Origin of the sequence: Seonamhaeicola sp. NFXS20, from assembly GCF_049132085.1 — a bacterium.
Taxonomy (GTDB): domain Bacteria; phylum Bacteroidota; class Bacteroidia; order Flavobacteriales; family Flavobacteriaceae; genus Seonamhaeicola.
Genome location: NZ_JAFMPU010000001.1, coordinates 642,048 through 661,447 on the forward strand (window position 1 = coordinate 642,048; position 19,400 = coordinate 661,447).

18 protein-coding genes are annotated in these 19,400 nt (G+C 32.2%); 10 read left to right on the plus strand and 8 right to left on the minus strand.

Annotated elements, in window-relative coordinates; all coding sequences use genetic code 11:
* Positions 1-79: 79 nt before the first annotated feature.
* The 8 genes from proC to argH all read left to right on the plus strand — a co-directional run bounded on the left by proC (position 80) and on the right by argH (position 8,308).
* Positions 80-874: a pyrroline-5-carboxylate reductase gene (proC, locus tag J1D01_RS02815; RefSeq protein ID WP_372935202.1), complete on the plus strand. Its 795-nt coding sequence runs from the start codon at positions 80-82 to the stop codon at positions 872-874.
* Positions 875-951: 77 nt separating this feature from the next.
* Positions 952-2,076 (plus strand): aspartate aminotransferase family protein, encoded by a 1,125-nt coding sequence (locus tag J1D01_RS02820; protein ID WP_421149744.1) that lies wholly within the window; start codon positions 952-954, stop codon positions 2,074-2,076.
* An 85-nt stretch (positions 2,077-2,161) separates the two neighbouring features.
* The gene (locus J1D01_RS02825; RefSeq protein ID WP_421149745.1) at positions 2,162-3,358 is read left to right on the plus strand and encodes a glutamate-5-semialdehyde dehydrogenase; all 1,197 of its coding nucleotides are present in this window, start codon (positions 2,162-2,164) and stop codon (positions 3,356-3,358) included.
* A 1-nt stretch (position 3,359) separates the two neighbouring features.
* Positions 3,360-4,124 (plus strand): glutamate 5-kinase, encoded by a 765-nt coding sequence (proB, locus tag J1D01_RS02830; protein ID WP_421149746.1) that lies wholly within the window; start codon positions 3,360-3,362, stop codon positions 4,122-4,124.
* A 7-nt stretch (positions 4,125-4,131) separates the two neighbouring features.
* Entirely contained in the window at positions 4,132-5,070 is a 939-nt protein-coding gene (locus tag J1D01_RS02835) for an N-acetylornithine carbamoyltransferase (RefSeq protein ID WP_372935194.1), read from the plus strand.
* 85 nt (positions 5,071-5,155) lie between these two features.
* Entirely contained in the window at positions 5,156-5,935 is a 780-nt protein-coding gene (argB, locus tag J1D01_RS02840) for an acetylglutamate kinase (RefSeq protein ID WP_421149747.1), read from the plus strand.
* Complete coding sequence (locus tag J1D01_RS02845; RefSeq protein WP_421149748.1) at positions 5,932-6,996, plus strand: M20 family metallo-hydrolase; 1,065 nt, start codon at positions 5,932-5,934, stop codon at positions 6,994-6,996. Before argB ends, J1D01_RS02845 begins: the two co-directional genes overlap by 4 nt.
* A gap of 37 nt (positions 6,997-7,033) precedes the next feature.
* Positions 7,034-8,308 (plus strand): argininosuccinate lyase, encoded by a 1,275-nt coding sequence (argH, locus tag J1D01_RS02850; protein WP_421149749.1) that lies wholly within the window; start codon positions 7,034-7,036, stop codon positions 8,306-8,308.
* Between the two features lie 35 nt (positions 8,309-8,343).
* Here the strand turns inward: argH and ppgK are convergent, their stop codons facing one another.
* The 5 genes from ppgK to J1D01_RS02875 form a co-directional block, all read right to left on the minus strand.
* Positions 8,344-9,078 carry a polyphosphate--glucose phosphotransferase gene (gene ppgK / locus J1D01_RS02855; protein ID WP_421149750.1) on the minus strand — a complete coding sequence of 245 codons (735 nt, stop codon included), beginning with the start codon at positions 9,076-9,078 and terminating at the stop codon, positions 8,344-8,346.
* 100 nt (positions 9,079-9,178) lie between these two features.
* A complete protein-coding gene (locus J1D01_RS02860) occupies positions 9,179-10,666 on the minus strand; it encodes a cellulose synthase family protein (RefSeq protein WP_421149751.1) in 1,488 nt (495 codons plus the stop codon).
* Complete coding sequence (locus J1D01_RS02865) at positions 10,666-11,355, minus strand: glycosyltransferase family 2 protein (RefSeq protein ID WP_421149752.1); 690 nt, start codon at positions 11,353-11,355, stop codon at positions 10,666-10,668. The genes J1D01_RS02860 and J1D01_RS02865 overlap by 1 nt, the downstream gene beginning before the upstream one ends.
* Before the next feature lie 82 nt (positions 11,356-11,437).
* Positions 11,438-12,847, minus strand: a complete 1,410-nt coding sequence (locus J1D01_RS02870) for a 4Fe-4S binding protein (protein WP_421149753.1) — start codon at positions 12,845-12,847, stop codon at positions 11,438-11,440.
* A gap of 9 nt (positions 12,848-12,856) precedes the next feature.
* Positions 12,857-14,203, minus strand: coding sequence for an NAD(P)/FAD-dependent oxidoreductase (locus J1D01_RS02875; RefSeq protein ID WP_421149754.1), 1,347 nt, complete (start codon positions 14,201-14,203; stop codon positions 12,857-12,859).
* 198 nt (positions 14,204-14,401) lie between these two features.
* On the opposite strand from J1D01_RS02875, the gene J1D01_RS02880 reads away from it, so the two are divergent.
* Positions 14,402-15,403, plus strand: coding sequence for a glycoside hydrolase family 113 (locus tag J1D01_RS02880; protein ID WP_421149755.1), 1,002 nt, complete (start codon positions 14,402-14,404; stop codon positions 15,401-15,403).
* Positions 15,404-15,527: 124 nt separating this feature from the next.
* The gene (locus J1D01_RS02885) at positions 15,528-16,256 is read left to right on the plus strand and encodes a metallophosphoesterase family protein (RefSeq protein WP_421149756.1); all 729 of its coding nucleotides are present in this window, start codon (positions 15,528-15,530) and stop codon (positions 16,254-16,256) included.
* Positions 16,257-16,258: 2 nt separating this feature from the next.
* Here J1D01_RS02885 and J1D01_RS02890 read toward each other — a convergent pair whose 3' ends face one another.
* The 3 genes from J1D01_RS02890 to J1D01_RS02900 form a co-directional block, all read right to left on the minus strand.
* A complete protein-coding gene (locus J1D01_RS02890; protein ID WP_421149757.1) occupies positions 16,259-17,785 on the minus strand; it encodes a carboxypeptidase-like regulatory domain-containing protein in 1,527 nt (508 codons plus the stop codon).
* Between the two features lie 138 nt (positions 17,786-17,923).
* Positions 17,924-18,637 (minus strand): TIGR04283 family arsenosugar biosynthesis glycosyltransferase, encoded by a 714-nt coding sequence (locus tag J1D01_RS02895; RefSeq protein ID WP_421149758.1) that lies wholly within the window; start codon positions 18,635-18,637, stop codon positions 17,924-17,926.
* Positions 18,630-19,394: a DUF547 domain-containing protein gene (locus tag J1D01_RS02900; protein WP_421149759.1), complete on the minus strand. Its 765-nt coding sequence runs from the start codon at positions 19,392-19,394 to the stop codon at positions 18,630-18,632. Before J1D01_RS02900 ends, J1D01_RS02895 begins: the two co-directional genes overlap by 8 nt.
* Positions 19,395-19,400 lie beyond the last annotated feature (6 nt).

A 19,400-nucleotide genomic window follows, 5' to 3' on the forward strand; every position in this document is an offset into this window, starting at 1 on the left:
TTTTGAGGTACGAGAAAAAAGATATAGCGGAAAGCGCGACCCCTTGCGGGTAACGCCATAAAAATAAAAACAACAAAGCATGAAAATAGCCATTATAGGAACAGGGAATTTAGGGAGTTCTATAGCTAAAGGACTTATTAAAAACAAGTCGTTCACCTCTTTGTATTTAAGTGATAAAAATACATCTGCGGTAAAAAGTTTTGAAGATGAAGATTATGTAACCATTACCAATTATAATAAAGAAGCGGTAATGAATTCAGATGTCATAATTTTTGCATTACAACCAAAGCACATAGAAAGTGTGTTGAAGGAAGTAGAACCTGTAATTACCAAAAAACATTTAGTTATGTCGGTAGCTGCAGGATTTGCTATTTCTAAAATAGAAAGTGTGATTGGGGTAGATAAACACATTATTCGTGTTATGCCTAATACGGCTATTTCTATAGGAAAATCTATGACATGCTTATCGGCCAATGCAATAGGTGAAGAAAAAATAGAACTTGCTAAAACTATTTTTAATCAATTAGGAACCACTATGGTAATTCCAGAAGAACAAATACAAGCCGCAACTGTTATTTGTGCCAGTGGTATTGCTTTTTGGATGCGTTTGGTACGTGCTACCACACAAGGAGCTATTCAGTTAGGTTTTGAAGCCGAAGAGGCACATGAGTTAGCCTTACAAACCTGTTACGGGGCAGCTAGTTTATTAAAAGAATCTGGAAGACACCCTGAAGCAGAAATAGATAGGGTTACTACACCAAGCGGATGTACTATTGAAGGACTTAATGAAATGGAGCATCAAGGTTTGAGTTCGTCTTTAATAAAAGGTATTACAGCATCGTTTGAAAAAATTAATCAAATTAAAAACAGTTGATAGAGTTTTTATTAAACAGTAAGTAGTTTGCAGTTAACTAGCAACCATCAACTATTAACAAACAACAAAAAGAAAAAATGCCATTATTTGACGTTTATCCATTATATAATGTAACACCTGTTTCGGGTAAAGGTATTCATGTTTACGATGATAAAGGAACAGAATATCTAGACCTTTACGGAGGACATGCTGTAATTTCTATAGGGCATGCACACCCAAATTATGTAGAAGCAGTTACCAAACAAGTTGAAACATTAGGGTTTTATTCTAATGCTATTCAAAATCCGTTACAAACACAATTAGCCAATAAGTTAGAATCGCTTTCAGGCTGTAAAGATTACCAATTGTTTTTGTGTAATTCTGGTGCCGAAGCTAATGAAAATGCACTTAAACTAGCATCTTTTAAAACTGGCAAAAAGCGTGTTGTAGCTTTTAGCAAAGGCTTTCACGGACGTACATCGGCGGCTGTTGCAGTAACCGATAATAAAAATATTATAGCGCCAATAAACGCGCAACAAGCAGTAACAATTTTGCCTTTAAATGATATTGAAGGTGTAAAGGCCGAATTAGAAAAAGGCGATGTTTGCGCGGTAATAGTAGAGTTTATTCAAGGAGTGGGGGGCTTAGACCAAGGGAGTAAAGAATTTCTTGAACAAGTTTTTGCACTTTGTAAAGCTAATAACACCATGTTTATTGCCGATGAGGTGCAATCTGGTTACGGGCGCTCAGGCAAATTTTTTGCGTTTCAGCATTACAATGTAACACCCGATATTATTTCAATAGCGAAAGGTATGGGTAATGGTTTTCCTATTGGAGGTGTATTAATTCATCCAGATATCAAAGCTAAATACGGTATGTTAGGTACTACTTTTGGAGGAAACCATTTGGCTTGTGCTGCTGGTTTAGCGGTGTTAAATACCATCGAAGAAGAACATTTAATTGATAATGTAAACCAAATGTCTGAGTATTTTATTGAAAAATCAAAAGACATTTCAGAAATAAAAAACATTAAAGGCAGAGGTTTGATGATTGGTCTTGAATTCGATTTTGAAGTAGGCGAATTACGAAAAAAATTAATTTACGATTATCATATTTTTACCGGTGGTGCAGCAAACAAAAAGTTGTTGAGAATTTTACCGCCTTTAAACATTGAAAAATCACATATCAATCAATTTTTTGATGCCTTAAAAAAGGTGCTGTAAAAGTTTAACAAAAAATTATAAGGCTAAGTTCTGTATTCAATAAGAATAATTGTAGAATATAAGCTAAACAATAAAAAAAGAAGAAATGAACACCTTACTATCTATTAAAAAAAGAAACGCTGTTTTATTAAAAATGGCACAACTTTTAGAAGAAGAAAGGCAAGCAATTATTGAAATTAATAAAGTTGATTTAGAATCGTATCAAGGCGAAGACATTTCTATGTACGATCGCTTAAAAGTAGATGATGCTAAAGTAGACGAAATGATAAAATCAGTAACGCATTTAGCATCGCAAGAAGATCCTGTGGGTGTTGAACGTTTTAGTTTTAAGCACGAAAACGGCATGCAGGTTTATAACAAAACAGCATCGTTTGGTACGGTATTAATTATTTACGAGTCGAGACCCGATGTTACGGTTGAAGCTGCTGGTATCGCCTTTAAGTCGGGAAACAAAATCCTATTAAAAGGGGGGAAAGAATCGTTGCGTTCTAACTTAAAAATTGTAGCGTTGTGGCATCAGGCTTTAACTGAAGAAAGTGCTTCTACAGATTGGGTAGAATATTTACAATTTAATAGAACCGAAACACAGGCCTTTTTAGAAAAGCCAACCCAACCAGTAGATTTAATTGTACCTAGAGGAGGTGAACGATTAATAGCATTTGTAAAGCAACACGCAGCATGTCCTGTTATAGTAAGCGGTCGTGGTAACAACTTTGTGTATGTTCATAAAAATGCCAACACAGCTATTGCTTTAGATGTAATTGTAAATGGAAAAACTGCAAAAATTTCGGCGTGTAATGCGGTAGATAAAGTTTTAATAGATGCTAATCTTCCTAATAAAGAAGCGTTTATTCAAGCATTAATTTCAAAATTAAAAGAATTTAAAGTTGAAATTTTAGGAGATGAAAAAACGTCAAAATTTGATGAGATTACCAGATTTGAATCTGAAGAAATTTGGTACGAAGAGTTCCTAGATTATAAAATTGTAATTGGAGAAATAGCGTCTAATACCGATGCTATTGCAAAAATAAATACATATTCTGGCGGGCATTCATCATCAATTATCACAACCAATGAGGCCGAAGCCAAAACTTTTATGGAAAATGTAGATACCGCAGCGGTATATCACAACGCATCTACCCGTTTTACTGATGGCGGACAATTAGGTTTAGGTGGCGAGTTAGCTATTAGCACAGATAAATTACACCAACGTGGGCCTATTGGTTTACAGCATTTAGTAACCAATAAATGGTATATTTTTGGTAACGGACAAACCAGATAACATGCAAAAGAAAAAACGCATATTACTAAAAGTTGGTTCTAATACCTTAACCAAAGAAACCGATAATATTTCCAGAGGAAAGATTGAAGATATTGCAAATCAAATTGCGCAACTTCAAGATACTTGCGAGTTTATTATTGTAAGTTCTGGAGCTATTGCTGTGGCAAAACAGTTTGTGAAACTGGAAAGTAAACGCAAAGAAATTTTTGTAAAACAAGCGTTGGCATCTATTGGGCAACCACATTTAATTAGAATTTACCAAGAGATTTTTAGAGAATATGGGCTCTTAAGTTCGCAATGTTTATTGTCGTATTCAGATTTTGAAAAAGAAGAAAGTATTGTAAACATAACCAATACCATTAACGTTTTGGTAAATAACAATTATATTCCCATTATTAATGAAAACGATACGGTAGCTACCGATGAAATTAAATTTGGCGATAATGATAAATTGGGAGCCTTAGCAGCCTCACTTTTAAAAGCCGATTTATTTATTATTGCTACCAATACCAATGGTATTTATACCAAAGTATCAATGGAAAATGGTACACCAAAAACCATAGAACAGGTGTCAGATTTTGAAGCTTTAAAAGATCAAGTTGTTAATTCTAAATCCTCACATGGTAGTGGCGGAATGCAAAGTAAAATTGAAGCTGCCGAGGTTACCAAAAAAGCAAATATTGAAACATGGATAGTAAACGGTTTAGAAGATAATTTTATTATTAATGCCATGAAAAACAAGGTGCCGTTTACCAAAATAATATAAATTTAAAATGAAGCATTACACATCTATACAAGATATTGATAACATCAAAACATGGATTGAAGAAGCTAAAGCATTAAAAAAGGATCCGTTAGCGCATATTGAGTTAGGGAAAAATAAAACTTTAGGGTTGTTGTTTTTCAATTCTAGTTTACGTACACGATTAAGCACCCAAAAGGCGGCTTTAAATTTAGGAATGAATCCTATTGTTATGAATGTGTCTGGTGATGCTTGGGGCTTAGAATTTAATGATGGCACCATTATGAACGGTAATACTGCAGAACATATTAAAGAGGCTGCAGCTGTAGTATCTCAATATTGCAACGTTATAGCTGTTAGAGCATTCCCAACTTTAACAGATAAAGTAAAAGACGAAAGCGAACAGGTTTTAGAAGCATTTAAAAAGTATGCTTCTGTGCCAATAGTAAATATGGAAAGTGCTACCGGCCATCCGTTACAAGCATTAACAGATGCTATAACCATTTCAGAGTTTTCAAAAAAAGCAAAACCTAAGGTGGTTTTAACTTGGGCGCCACATATTAAACCATTACCACATGCGGTAGCCAATAGTTTTACACAAGCTATGCAAAAAATGGATGTTGAATTTGTTATTGCAAACCCTGAGGGATACGATTTAAATCCCGAAATTACTGGCAATACACCAATTTATCACAATCAAGAGGAAGCCTTTAAAAATGCCGATTTTGTTTATGCGAAAAATTGGAGTTCTTTTGAGGATTACGGAAAAGTCATAAAATCAGATACCAATTGGATGATTACAAAAGATAAAATAGGCAATGCAAAGTTTTTACATTGTTTACCTGTGAGACGAAATGTAGTAGTAGAAGATGCTGTTTTAGATAGTGAAAGTTCATTAGTAATTGAGCAAGCTAATAATAGAACCTTTGCTGCACAATTAGTATTAAAGAAGATTTTAGAAAATAAATAATCTGTCATTGCAGATATAATGAAGCAATCTCAATCTAAGAATAGATTACTTCGGCATAAATTTCTTATAATGACAAAAGCTTAGAATGAAAGAAAAATTATCAGTAGTAAAAATAGGAGGAAATGTTATTGAGGATAGTAAAGTTTTAAAAACATTCCTTGAAAATTTTTCTAATTTAGAAGGAAAGAAAATTTTGGTGCATGGTGGCGGTAAACGCGCTACTCATATAGCATCAAAATTAGGTGTAGAGTCTAAAATGATAAATGGGCGTCGTATTACAGATGCCGATACTTTAGAAGTAATTACTATGGTTTATGGCGGTCTGGTAAATAAAAACATAGTAGCGCAGTTACAAGCTTTAAATATTAATGCTTTAGGGCTTACCGGAGCAGATATTAATAGTATTACGTCTAAAAAAAGACCTGTTAAAGAAATAGATTTTGGTTTTGTAGGCGATGTAGAATCGGTCTCACATAATGCTATTGATAAACTAATTCAGGCAGATTTTACACCAGTATTTTGTGCTATTACGCATGATAAAAATGGGCAGTTATTCAATACAAATGCAGATACTATAGCTTCGGAATTAGCAATCGGACTTTCAAAATTATATAATATTGAGTTGTACTACTGTTTTGAAAAAAATGGCGTTTTAATGACTGTTGATGACGATAATTCGGTTATTGATTATATGGATTCTGGAACCTATGAGGTCTTAAAACAGGACGGCGTTTTTCATGATGGTATGTTACCTAAATTAGAAAATTGTTTTCATGCTTTATCAAGTGGAGTATCAAGAGTTTTTATAGGTAATCCATCGGTAATAAGTAATAAAGAACAAAAGTTTACAACCTTGTATTTATGATAAATCAGCTAACACAAGATGCTATACTGCTTTTAAAAAAGCTTATTGAAACCCAATCGTTTTCTTCAGAAGAAGACCAAACAGCAACACTTTTAGAATCTTGGTTTCAGCAATATAAAATTGATTACAAACGCACTAAAAATAACGTTTGGGCAGTTAATAAATATTTTAATGAAGATAAACCAACCTTATTACTAAACTCACATCATGATACAGTAAAACCAAATTCTGCATACACCAAAGACCCGTTTAAAGCTATTGTTGAAGATGGTAAATTATACGGTTTAGGAAGTAATGATGCAGGAGGTTGTTTGGTGTCGCTTATTGCCACATTTACTCATTTTTATAATCAAAAAAATTTAAAATATAATTTAGTAATTGTTGCTTCTGCTGAAGAAGAAAGTAGTGGGCCAAACGGGTTAAATAGTATGCTATCTGTCATTCCAAAAGTTGATGTAGCCATTGTAGGCGAACCAACATTAATGAATTTAGCGGTAGCAGAAAAAGGTTTAGTGGTTTTTGATGCGGTATTAACAGGAACACCAAGTCATGCAGCACATCCAAACGATGATAATGTAATTTATAAGTCGATTGAAGCATTACAATGGTTTAAAAATTATAAGTTTGAAAAAGGCTCTGAAGCTCTGGGTGATGTAAAGTTAACGGTGAGCCAAATAAGTGCAGGAAAACAACACAATGCAGTTCCAGCAGATTTAAATTTAGTGATTGATGTTCGTGTTAACGATGCCTACACTAATACTGAAATTGCCGAAATTTTACAAAAAGAAGCGCCTGTAACGAGCATTACACCGCGTAGTTTACGATTAAATTCATCCTCTATTCCAATAGATCACGATTTAGTAAAAGCAGGAATAGCTATGGGAAGAACTACCTATGGGTCGCCAACCTTATCAGACCAAGCAGTGTTGTCTTGTCCAAGTTTAAAACTTGGTCCAGGTGATAGCACACGGTCGCATTCGGCAGACGAATTTATATATTTAAGCGAAATAGAAGAAGGAATTAAAATATATGTTGAGTTGTTAAATCGGGTAATTATTTAAACAAATTAACGTATAAACAAATAAACATTTTTAAAAAATGAAACTCTGGGATAAAGGCATATCAATAGATAAAAAAATAGAGCAATTTACTGTGGGTAACGACCGCGAAATTGATATTCATATTGCTAAATATGATGTAATAGCATCTAAAGCACATGCTAAAATGCTACAAAGTATAGGCATTCTTACTACAGAAGAATTAGAACAACTTCTTGGTGGATTAGATGTTTTAGCATCTCAAATTGAAGATGGCACCTTTGTTATTGATGCCCAGTTTGAAGATGTACATTCTAAAATTGAGTTTGAGTTAACTAAAACTTTGGGTGAAGTTGGAAAAAAAATCCATACCGCACGCTCCAGAAACGATCAGGTTTTAGTAGCCTGCCATTTGTATTTTAAAGAAAATTTAAAGCTCATTCAAGCCAAAACAAAAACACTTTTTGATACACTTTTAAATTTAGCAGAAACCCATAAAGATAAGCTATTACCAGGTTATACACATTTACAAGTGGCAATGCCATCATCGTTTGGTTTATGGTTTTCAGCATATGCTGAATTAATGATAGATGATGTATATTTACTTAATGCCGCATTAAAAACAGTAGACCAAAACCCATTAGGTTCTGCGGCGGGTTACGGAAGTTCTTTTCCTATAGATAGGGAATTAACCACTAAAGAAATGAACTTTTCAACCTTAAAATACAATGTAGTAGCGGCACAAATGGGACGTGGGAAAAATGAGCGTACCATTGCAGCTGCTTTAGGGAGTTTAGCTAATACGCTATCTAGATTTGCTATGGATGTGTGTTTATATATGAGTCAGAATTTTGGGTTTGTTACCTTCCCCGATGAATTAACTACGGGTAGTAGTATAATGCCGCATAAAAAAAACCCAGATGTATTTGAATTAATACGTGGTAAATGCAACAAAATTCAAGCGCTACAAACAGAAATGGTATTAATAACCAATAATTTACCAAGTGGTTATCATAGAGATTTTCAATTGTTAAAAGAAAATATGATTGCGGCTTTTGAAGAATTGAAAGATATTCTTGATATTTTCAATTATGCCATTCAGCAAGTTATTGTAAAAGACATCGACTTAAACGACGATAAATACAAATATTTATTCACGGTAGATAATATTAATACTTTGGTGGTAGAAGGCCAAAGTTTTAGAGAGGCCTACCAGAAAATAGGCGGACAAGTGCAAGACGGAACTTATGTTCCTGATACATCAAAACAGCATACCCACGTAGGGAGTATTCATAATTTAAGTTTAGATAAGATAAGAGCTAAGTTCCCTGATTAGGCATTTGGGATTTACTAAATAGTTTCTAGTATTTTTTAAAATGATACTGCAGCGGCAGCACCTATAATTCCTGCGTGATTGCCCAAAATAGCTGGTTTTACTGGAGTTTCAATTTTTATTTGTTTTTCAAATTTATCAAAATCCTTAGAAACGCCTCCTCCAAGTATTATCAGGTCTGGGCAAACTATTAAATCTACCAATTCTAAAAAAGTGTTTATTCGTGCACCCCATTTTTTAAAACTTAGTTTTTCTTTTTTTCTTATAGAATCGGCGGCATAACGTTCAATTTTTTTATACTTCTTGTAAGGTATTTGTCCAAGTTCAAAATTAGGTATTAAAACGCCATTATAGAATGCACCGCTACCTATACCTGTACCTATGGTTATCATTAATACTAATCCTTGTTCGCCTTTACCTATGCCATAATTCATCACTGCGTATCCTGCGACATCAGCATCATTAACTATTGTAACTGGTAATCCGCAGGCCTCTGAAAACAGGTTTTGAGCATTTAAATTCAGCCAACTTTTGTTTAGGTTACCTACAGACTTGCAAACACCATGATTCATAATTGTTGGAAAACCGCAGCCTACAGGTCCTTTATAATCGAAATGCTCAACTATATCTTTAAAAACTTTAGCCATTTCCTTTGGTTTTCGAGATGCTGGGGTAGGTATTCTAAAGCGTTCGGTTATAAGTTCTCCGGTTTCTATATTTACTAGGGCACCTTTCATGCCCGAACCACCAATGTCTATTCCTAAAATGTCCATACTTGTTTTGTTAAGCTAAAAAGATAGTTTAATTTAATTAAGCTTTTGTGATTTCATTAAAAAGATTTCTAAAAGACTACAAATAGATAGTATGTTGTGCTTAAACTTTAGAAGCAATAGATTTAAAAAACACATAACCAAAACCGGCACATAACATAGCGTGGAAAGGGAATAGTCCAAAATCACCACCTTGGTCTCCTACAATAAAGGCACTATACATACCAAAGCCGAAGTAAATCATAAGAGCACCTTCAAAAATAACATTGGCAGAAAGTTTTTTTCTAATGTATTTGTTGTTTTTCCAAGAGTCTTTTAAGTTACTAATATTAAATTTTGGGGTTCTTACAAAAGCACTTTTTTTACCTATGTGACCCTCTAAAACGGCAATAGAATTATGTAAAGAAAAGCCCATGGCTATTGAGAAAAACATAAAAAACATGCCAATGTAACCCATAAAGTTTTTAATGCCTTTACCATAGATGTTTCGGTACATAATCCAGTAACAAATAAAGAAGATAACAGTACTTAATACAAAGAAACTCATTACTAAAAAGTACTGTTTTAAGTGCGCGTATTCATTTTTAATATAAAGCATAGGAATGCTAAGAATAGCAACAATAAATATGTTTAAAAACATGGTGCTATTAAGTAAATGTAAGAGACCATGAATTTTAGTTTTAGCAGAAATATTGTTGCTTTTTAAAACGCGCCAAAGCATTTTTCTGAAATTTTCAGCCCCACCTTTATTCCATCTAAACTGTTGAGAACGAGCAGCACTAATAACAACTGGTAACTCTGCAGGCGTTTCAACATCTTCTAAATATTTGAATTTCCAGTTTTTAAGTTGTGCACGGTAGCTTAAATCTAAATCTTCAGTTAGGGTGTCACCTTCCCAGTTACCAGCATCAATAATACAAGTTTTTCGCCAAATACCTGCTGTTCCATTAAAATTGATGAAATGCCCTTTACTATTTCTGCCTACTTGTTCTAAAGTAAAATGTGCATCTAAAGCAAAAGCTTGTATTCTTGTTAATAAAGAATAATTTCTGTTTATATGTCCCCAACGGGTTTGTACTACCCCAATTTTTTCGTCTTTAAAATAGGGTACTGTTCGTTTTAACCAATCTGGTTTTGGTAAAAAATCAGAATCAAAAATGGCTATAAATTCTCCTTTAGCCTTTTTTAATCCTTCTTTTAAAGCTCCTGCCTTAAATCCTACACGATTAGTTCTTGTAATATGCTGAATGTCTAACCCTGTTTGTTGTAGTTTTTCAATATGGGCAGCTGTAGATTTAACAGTTTCATCTGTTGAATCATCTAAAACTTGAATTTCTAACTTGTCTTTAGGGTAATCTATTTTTGCAATGTTATCTAACAAACGCTCCATAACATACATTTCGTTATACACAGGAAGTTGTATAGTTACATATGGAACTTCTTTAGGATTAGATAAATCTAACTTAGGTTCGTTTTTTTCTCGTTTTGCAGAAATGTAATTAAAAAGCAGGTTTAATTGCGCCAATGCATACATAAAGATTAGTAAGATGGCAATAGTATAAATAACAATAATAATACTCTCTATAATCATTATTTAAAACTGTATTTAAATATCCAACCCAATATTTTTATGCCTGCAAATATAGCACCTTTTACCGTACCAGAAACTTTAGATATTCCAATTCTATTTCTATAATTTACAGGAACTTCGGTATAGGTTAGTTTTTGTTTTAGTGCTTTAAGTTGCATTTCTACTGTCCAGCCATAGGTTTTGTCTTCCATTTTAAGAGCTAAAAGTTTTTCATATTTTATAGCTCTAAAAGGACCTAAGTCTGTAAATTTTGAACCAAACATAAGTTTCATAAGTGTAGTGGCTAGCCAATTTCCAAAAATTTGAGGCTTAGTCATAGAGCCAGATTCTCTTAATTTTTTTACACGTGCACCAATTACAAAATCAATATTGTTGTTTATAATGGGTTCAACAATTTTGGTGAGTTCATCTGGGTAGTCAGAATAATCACCGTCTAAAAAAACAACAATATCAGGTTTTTTTTTGTTTTCAGCAATATAATTCATACCCTTTAAACAGGCGTATCCGTAACCTTTTCTGTTTTCTGTTAAAACAGTGGCTCCAGCTTTTTTAGCATTAGCTTCGGTGTTATCTGTAGAATTATTGCTAACAACTATAATTTCTTCAACAATATTAGGAATATCTTTTATAACTTTTCCAATAGAGTCTGCTTCGTTATAAGCAGGAATGATGACTTTTATTTTGGGCATAAAAAGTTATTAGGGAGTAAAAATACAATAACCTTAGATGTTGTTCAAATAATGAACTAATAATGAGCAATAAAATTTTAGATTATTTTTTGTTTACTAGATTCATTAAATCAACATCATTACCCAATAAAACATCAGTTGGGTTGATACGTCCTTTTTCGGGGCCGTTTTCTAATTTTAGTACGCCTCTTGGGCAAACAGCGCTACAAATACCACAACCTACACAACTAGCGCGTACAATATTTTCACCTTTTTGAGCATAGGATCTTACGTCAATTCCTTGTTCGCAATAGGTTGAACAGTTTCCGCAAGAAATACACTGTCCGCCATTTGTTGTAATTCTGAATCTTGACTTGAAACGTTGAATAAGCCCCATATATCCAGCTAACGGACAACCAAAGCGGCACCAAACTCTACTACCCAACATAGGATAAAAGCCAACCCCAATAACTCCAGAAAACATAGCGCCAATTAAAAATCCGTAAGGTTTGCTAAAGTAGGTGTAAATGCTTAATCCGAAGAATTCTCCGCTTCCTGTAAAGTAACCATAAAGAACCACTACGGTTACAATAAAAATAAAAACCATAACACTATGAATTAACCAGCGTTCTAGTTTCCAGGCTGATAACTTTTTTGATGATAAGTGTCTAAAAGGATCACCAGCAGTTTCTGCTAAACCACCACACCCGCAAACCCAAGAACAGTACCAGCGTTTTCCAACAAAATAGGTGATAATTGGAGTGAAAATTAAAAACATAAAAATACCTACAACTAAATAGAACATACCTAAAGTACCGCCATTTAGCATATTGTCTAGGTGCCAAGATTCAAAAAAATAATAGTTTAAAGGCCACATGTTTTTTATGTCTTTTGCAAAATATGGGGCTTCAGAATTTAAACCTTCTAAAATTTCAGGAATTAAATAGGCTAAAAATAATTGTGATATAATTACTACTGTGGTACGTATTAATTGGTATTGGTTATGACGGTATTTATACATGAATTTAATACCTAAAGACAAAATGGCTAAGGTATATAAAGTGCCATATACAAACCATTGACTAGCAGGTTGCCCTTTAAAAAACATGCTTATGCTGTCAAACATAACAATGAGTCCTGAATTAGGTTCGCCATTCATTCCTAACCCTAGAAATTCAGGAAACCAGTATAATAACACATAGAATAATGTTAATATAATTCCAACAGACCAACCTAACACACTACGATTGGTTAGTGATTTAAACCATACATGGTTGTTTTTTATTCCTGGGGGTTGTTTTAAATAGGTTCTTCTGGCATAAGTTGTAGTGCCTATTAAAATTAATCCTATAGATACTAAAACAAAAATATTTTTGGGTTCTAAATGAACATTAAAGGCGGCTAATGCAAGTATTAATAAACCGCTTATTCCCAACCACAAACCTAGTTTTTGAATGTTGTCTAAGGCTACTTTATGAGGATTTGATATTGCAAAACTTGAATGTTTTTCCATTATTATAAATTATGATGTTAGGTTGAAAATATTTTTCCAGTTTTTCTTTTTTAATTTGATGTTGCTATTGTTTTCCTTATTGAATTTAGCTACTATTTCGGGTTCATGAAGTTTGTAAAACTCCGGATCAAAATTGGCATCAGCTAAATGTTCTAAAACATAATTTACAGTTTGTTTTTCTGTTAATGCCTTATCAAAATACTCATGCCTCATTCTAATTCCTAAACAATTTATACCAATAAATTCTTTGGTGTTTTTATCATAACTTATGTGAATGCACTTTTTGCCGTTTTTATGTTCCCAATAAAAACGTGCTTCATTTTCTTTGGGTTCTGCCCAAACCCAACCGTAAGTTTGATATTCAATATCAAAAAATTTGGCAGAGTTAAACCAGTGTCCTGGTTTGTATGGTATTCTATTTCCGCAAATGGTTTGTGCCACAGTTTCTCCCATCATTCTGCCTGTGTACCAAACAGCTTCTATGGGTTTTCTGTATCCAATAGCTTCGTGTTGTTCTGCACAATCGCCAATGGCATATATATCAGGAGTGTTGGTTTTTAAATATCTATTAACTTTTACACCTTGATTGGTTTCAATTTCAGAATCTTTAATAAAATCAATATTAGGAGATACGCCAGCAGTTAAACCAACCACATTACAAGGGATTTCTTCTCCGGTTTCAGCAATGACAATTGATTTAACCTTTCCGTTTTCATCTGGTTTTATTTCTTTTAAATTGGTGCCCAAGCGTAAATCAATACCATTACTAAGAATTTCTTTGTTTATCATTTCAGACTCTTGTTTGGGCAAAACTTTGTTCCAAAAACTGTTTTCTCTTACTAAAAAAGTAACAGGAATATGTCTAGAATGAAGCATTTCGGCTAATTCAATTCCAATTAAACCACCACCAACTATTACGGCTCTTTTGCAAACACTATTATTTGGTGCATATTTTTCAAGGTTTTCTAAATCTTGTTTGTGGTACATGCCCATAACACCATCTAAATCTTGCCCAGGCCAACCAAATTTATTGGGTTTGCTACCTGTAGCTATAATTAGTTTGTCATATTGTAAAGTGTCATTATTTAAAAAGTGAAGCGTTTTTTGTTTGGAGTTTACCTTTGTAACGTACCCTTTTTTCAATTCAATTCTGTTTTTTTTCCAAAACCAGTTTTCATAGGGTTGAGTATGTTCAAATTTCATATGCCCCATGTATACATACATGAGAGCGGTACGAGAAAAGAAATAATCTGTTTCAGCAGAAATAATAGTGATTTTTTTATCAGATAATTTACGTATGTGTCTAGCTGCTGTTACGCCAGAAATTCCATTTCCAATAATGACAATATGCTCCATTTTTTATAATTATGATGTAATAGGTCGAAACTAAAGGTAAGAACTTAATATAACCTGTGTTAATTTAGAATTATTTTACATAGAGGGAGTTATTCTGGGAATTATTACAGCTTTAATATAATTGAGTGTTTATAGTTGTATTAAAAAAGATATACTTTAATTGATTTAATATTAAATTAGGAGCCAATAAAATTGTAAATGAAAAAAATTAAGTTTTTAATTTGGGTATTAATACTTCAATCTTGTTCTGGGCAGATAAAAAAAGTTAATGGTGTTAGTTTTGTGGCTTCAAGAGAACGGATAAATCAAAATCATGTAAGCCCTATAGTTAATTTAAATGCTAATTATGCAGCAATAATGCCTTTTGGGTTTCTTAAAGAAGTTAACAGTCCTAATATTATTTTTAACACCCAACGCCAGTGGTATGGAGAGACAGAACAAGGAGCTAAACAATATATTAAGGAGCTAAAAAAGCAAAAAATTAAAATCATGCTAAAACCCCAAATTTGGGTTTGGCGTGGTGCATTTACTGGCTTAATTAAAATGAATAATGAAAATGATTGGAAAACTTTAGAAACCTCTTACCTAGAGTTTATTTTAAAATATGCAAAACTGGCTCAAGAGCTTAAAGTTGATATATTTTGTATAGGTACAGAGCTAGAAACCTTTATTAATAACAGACCTGCATATTGGAAAAATTTAATAAAAGAAGTACGAAATGTTTATAAAGGAAAACTTACCTATGCTGCTAACTGGGATGAATATACGCGCACGCCGTTTTGGGCATATTTAGATTTTATAGGAATAGATGCGTATTTTCCAATAAGTGAAAATAAAACACCCTCTGTGGAAGATTGTTTAGAAGGATGGCAAACTCATTTTTTTGAGATAAAAGAAAATCATGAAAAATTTAATAAGCCTGTTTTGTTTACAGAGTTTGGTTATAGAAGTGTAGATTATACAGCTAAAGAACCTTGGAAAAGTGATAGAAGTATGAATCAGGTAAATCTAAAAGCACAAGCCAATGCAACTAAAGCTTTGTTTGAAATTTTTTGGAAACAAGAATGGTTTGCAGGAGGATTTGTATGGAAATGGTTTCATAATCATGAGAGGGCAGGTGGAATAGATAATACTAGGTTTACACCTCAAAACAAGCCAGCTCAAGCAGTAATAAGTAATCAATTTAATATGGATTATTAGATGGTGAAGCTATAGGTTTAAATAATACAGTAGTTGTAATATTCTAATTTTTTTAATCTAAACTTAACTTCATTTTCTTTTTTCTAAAAACAAATCTACTAGTTTTACTAAAATTTTAAAAAGAATGAAAACAATAGCAATTGGCGATATTCACGGAGGCTTAAAAGCTTTAATTCAAGTGTTAAATAAGGTTGAAGTAAAAGACGAATACCAACTTATTTTTGTAGGCGATTATGTTGATGGTTGGAGTGAGTCTGCCCAAGTTATCCAGTTTTTAATAGATTTATCTGAAAAAATAAATTGTGTTTTTATAAAAGGAAACCATGATATATGGGCAGAAGAATGGTTAAGAAGCGGAGAAGTGCCTCCAACTTGGTATATACATGGAGGTAAAGAAACCATAGAAAGCTATGAAGGTTTTACTGAAAAGGATAAAACTAAACATTTAGAATTTTTTGAAAAGATGAAAAGTTACTACATTGATGATGAAAACCGTTTGTTTTTACATGCAGGTTTTACCTCAATGCACGGTGTAGAGAAAGAGGTGTTTAAACAAACTTTACATTTTGATAGAACCCTTTGGGAAATGGCTTTAACTGTGGATAAAGAGATTGATGAAAATTCAGAATTATACCCTAAACGTTTAAAACATTATAAAGAAATTTACATTGGGCACACACCAACTATTCATTTTAATTCTGACGTTCCTATGCAAGCCATTAATGTATGGAATATAGATACAGGAGCCGCTTTTACAGGAAAACTATCTGCTATAGATATTGATACTAAAGCCATTTGGCAGAGTGATAATTTACCAGATTTGTATCCTAATGAAACGGGCAGAAATAAATAAAGTTACTCTATACTTTTAAAATCTTTAATAGCTTTGTTGGGTTCTATTACATTATAGCCTTCCCAAAATTTAGGGTCGTAATCAGGTAAATACGTTGGGCTTATATTTGGTTTTTCTTTAAAGGCTTCAAAATCTGCATTGGTAATGATGCTGTTTTCAAAAACTACCAGTTCTTTTTTAATGGTATTAGACATTTTAAAATGAAGGTCTGTAGATAATTCGTTTTGTTTTCTTCTACCTTTTACATGTTTGTTTTTCTCAATAATTTTTAAGGGACGTTTTACGCCAAAGCTTATGTTATTTATAGCTTCTGCATACTTGAGAGAGTAGGTTGCTGTGTTGTTTTTTTCATAAATTAAAGTGCCTTTGTGTAACTTTTCTTGGTATGAAATTCCTAGCAATTTAAAGTTTTTAAGCAGTTTTACATTTTCATAATCTACTCGTATTATGGCAAAATCTTCTGTATTTACATAAATAACACCTTTGTAATCTGCACTTCGTTTAGGTTTAAAGCTAATTTTATAAGAAAAAGCATCTCCAATAAATAGGTAGTCTAAAATTTCAAAATGATACTTTTTAGGTTGCTTTAAGAAGTTTAAATGAGAATCTTCAAAAATAAAACTACCTTTTTCTAAACTAGCAATAGTTTGTTTTCTGTGATTTAAAAAATCTTTTTTTCTGGCAGTTTCTTTCTTTTTTTGTTCAGTAATAAAAGCATCAGTTTTGGCTTTATCTTCTTTGGTGTTAGAGCTGTCAAAAAGAGACGAATCTATAGCTTCTTTAGTACCAAAAATACCCGACTTAATTTTGAAGTAAGAGTCGCGTTTTACGTGCTTTCTAAAAATAGAATTAAAGCGCTTTTCTAAGCCATCAAAAGATACTTCTAAATTTTTGTCATAAAGATGAGAGGCTTTAATAATGTCTAATTTTTGTGAATTTTCATTACCTAGGTTAGAATAAAAATTGCCTAAAATTTCAATGTGATCTGAGGCGTTTTTTGGCATAATTTTCATAATACTATCCATAAACGTTTGGTTAAATTCTGGAATAGAAGATTCTTTTACTCTTATGCTATTTTTGGTAATATTGTTAAAGTTAGATTCTCTAAAAAAGAGTTTGCTTTTAATAAAGTTGAAGTTGTAATTTTTGCTTAAATTCTCATGAACTTTTTCAATAATTTCTAACGGTGTGTATTTTTTGTTAGACACTAAAACTTCATCTAATTCAATAGATTGTGGTTGTAAAAATAAAATACTATCAGAAAATTTTTGAGCAGCAACAGATTTAGATTTATAGCCCATACAACTTATAAATAAAGAGTCTTTCTTCTTAAGGTTGTTTCTAAAATGAATTTGAAATACACCGTTACTGTTTGTAATAACACCAGATTGTTTCCCAAAGCTAATATTGGCATAAGGGATTGGTTTTTGAGTTGTAGAGTCTAGTAATTTAGCAGAAATAGTGTGTTGTGCAAAAGCAGTAATTGATAATAGACAAACAATAATTTGAATATACTTGGTTAATTGCATTTACATTTATATTTAAGTCGAAAGTATATATTTACATTTTAAAACCACTCAATTTATAAATTTATTAAGTAAGATTTATTTTAAATTTAACAAATAAGTTTTAATTGTTCTAGGTTTTTATAGATGGTACATGGGTTTTTAAGAAACATATTTTCTATAATACTCATGTAGTTCATTTGCTGAAGCACCCAACCATTTTTTTAAATAAATAATCCAAAAATGATATTGTAGTTTCCAAATGCCATGTTGCTGGTAGCGTCTTGCAGAAGTTATTAATTTTTTATTAATAACAGAAAATTGTTTACGTTTATAAAGCTCATTAATAAGTATGTTGTCTTCGTAAATAATATAATTTTCATCATAACCACCAATATCATTAAATAAAGATGTAGTAATAAATTGACTTTGGTCACCACCTCTACAAATTCTCCGATTAAACTGTGTAAACCAACTAGCTAACTGTAACCACCAATGTTTATTATTAAATTGAAGTCTAAAACAACCTGCTAAATGGCCTTGTTTAATTTCATTAATAATGAGTTGGTCAAAATGTTTTGGAGGAAATGAGTCGGCATGTAAGAAATACAGAATGTTTCCAGTGGCAAATTTGGCGCCAGTGTTCATTTGTTTTGCTCTGCCTTTAGCAGATAAAATTAATTTGATACTGGGTTTGTTGAGGTTTGAATTAGTAAATTGAGTAACTAATTTTTGTGAATTATCTGTGCTTCCGCCATCAACAACAATAATTTCTGCTAGGTTCTCTTTAGAGGAGTTTTTTAATAAATGTTTAAGCAGGTAAACAATAGTTTCTGCTTCATTAAGAATAGGGATGATTATTGAAATGTTACTCATTCAAAGCCCAATTGTAATCTTTGTATTGTTTTTTAGCATTTGGGGCAATTTTTATTTCTGAATACTGATTTAAAAAATCAATCAAAGTTCCTTTTTTGGTAAAGTCTTTAGAGAACCAGTCGAAAATTTTAGAAATTTTAATACTGTTTTTAGAAATTTCATTGCGGTTTATATCAGTCAAAAACTCTTTAGTAGCTATAGTTAATTGCGTTTCAATATTTTGAGCAGTAAATGCTGTGTTTTGAAGTTTAGGGCAGGAGTAAGAAGCACAAACAATAGCAAAATGAATACGAGGTTCGTTCATTTTTCTAAGTATTTGGTGTTCAATTTCATCTAAATTATACATTTTATCACCTAATTTCCATAAGCGTTGTCCCCAAGGTTTTTTTATATCTTTTATACTTTTCACAGGATAATTTCTAGTAATTAAATCTATGGTTAACGCATTGTAAGCGTTAATCCAATAAGCAAGTTTCTCTTCTTTAGACCAAGAGGCATTAGGCGTATTTTGGGCTAAAATGGTTATATATTCTTGAAGTTTTTGTTTGTTGGCGTTAAAGCCTTTATAGTTTACATTTCCATTTTTAGAGACATACTTTTGTAATAATTCATGCCATAATTGATGGGTTATAAAAGTTTTTTCTGTGTCTTTTTTATAGACTAGGGTTTCTTTTTGAGGTGTGCTTGATAAAACAGTTTTTGAGTAAGGAAAAAAGCATAAAAAACTAACTATAGATATTATAAATAGAGACTTCATTTGTAA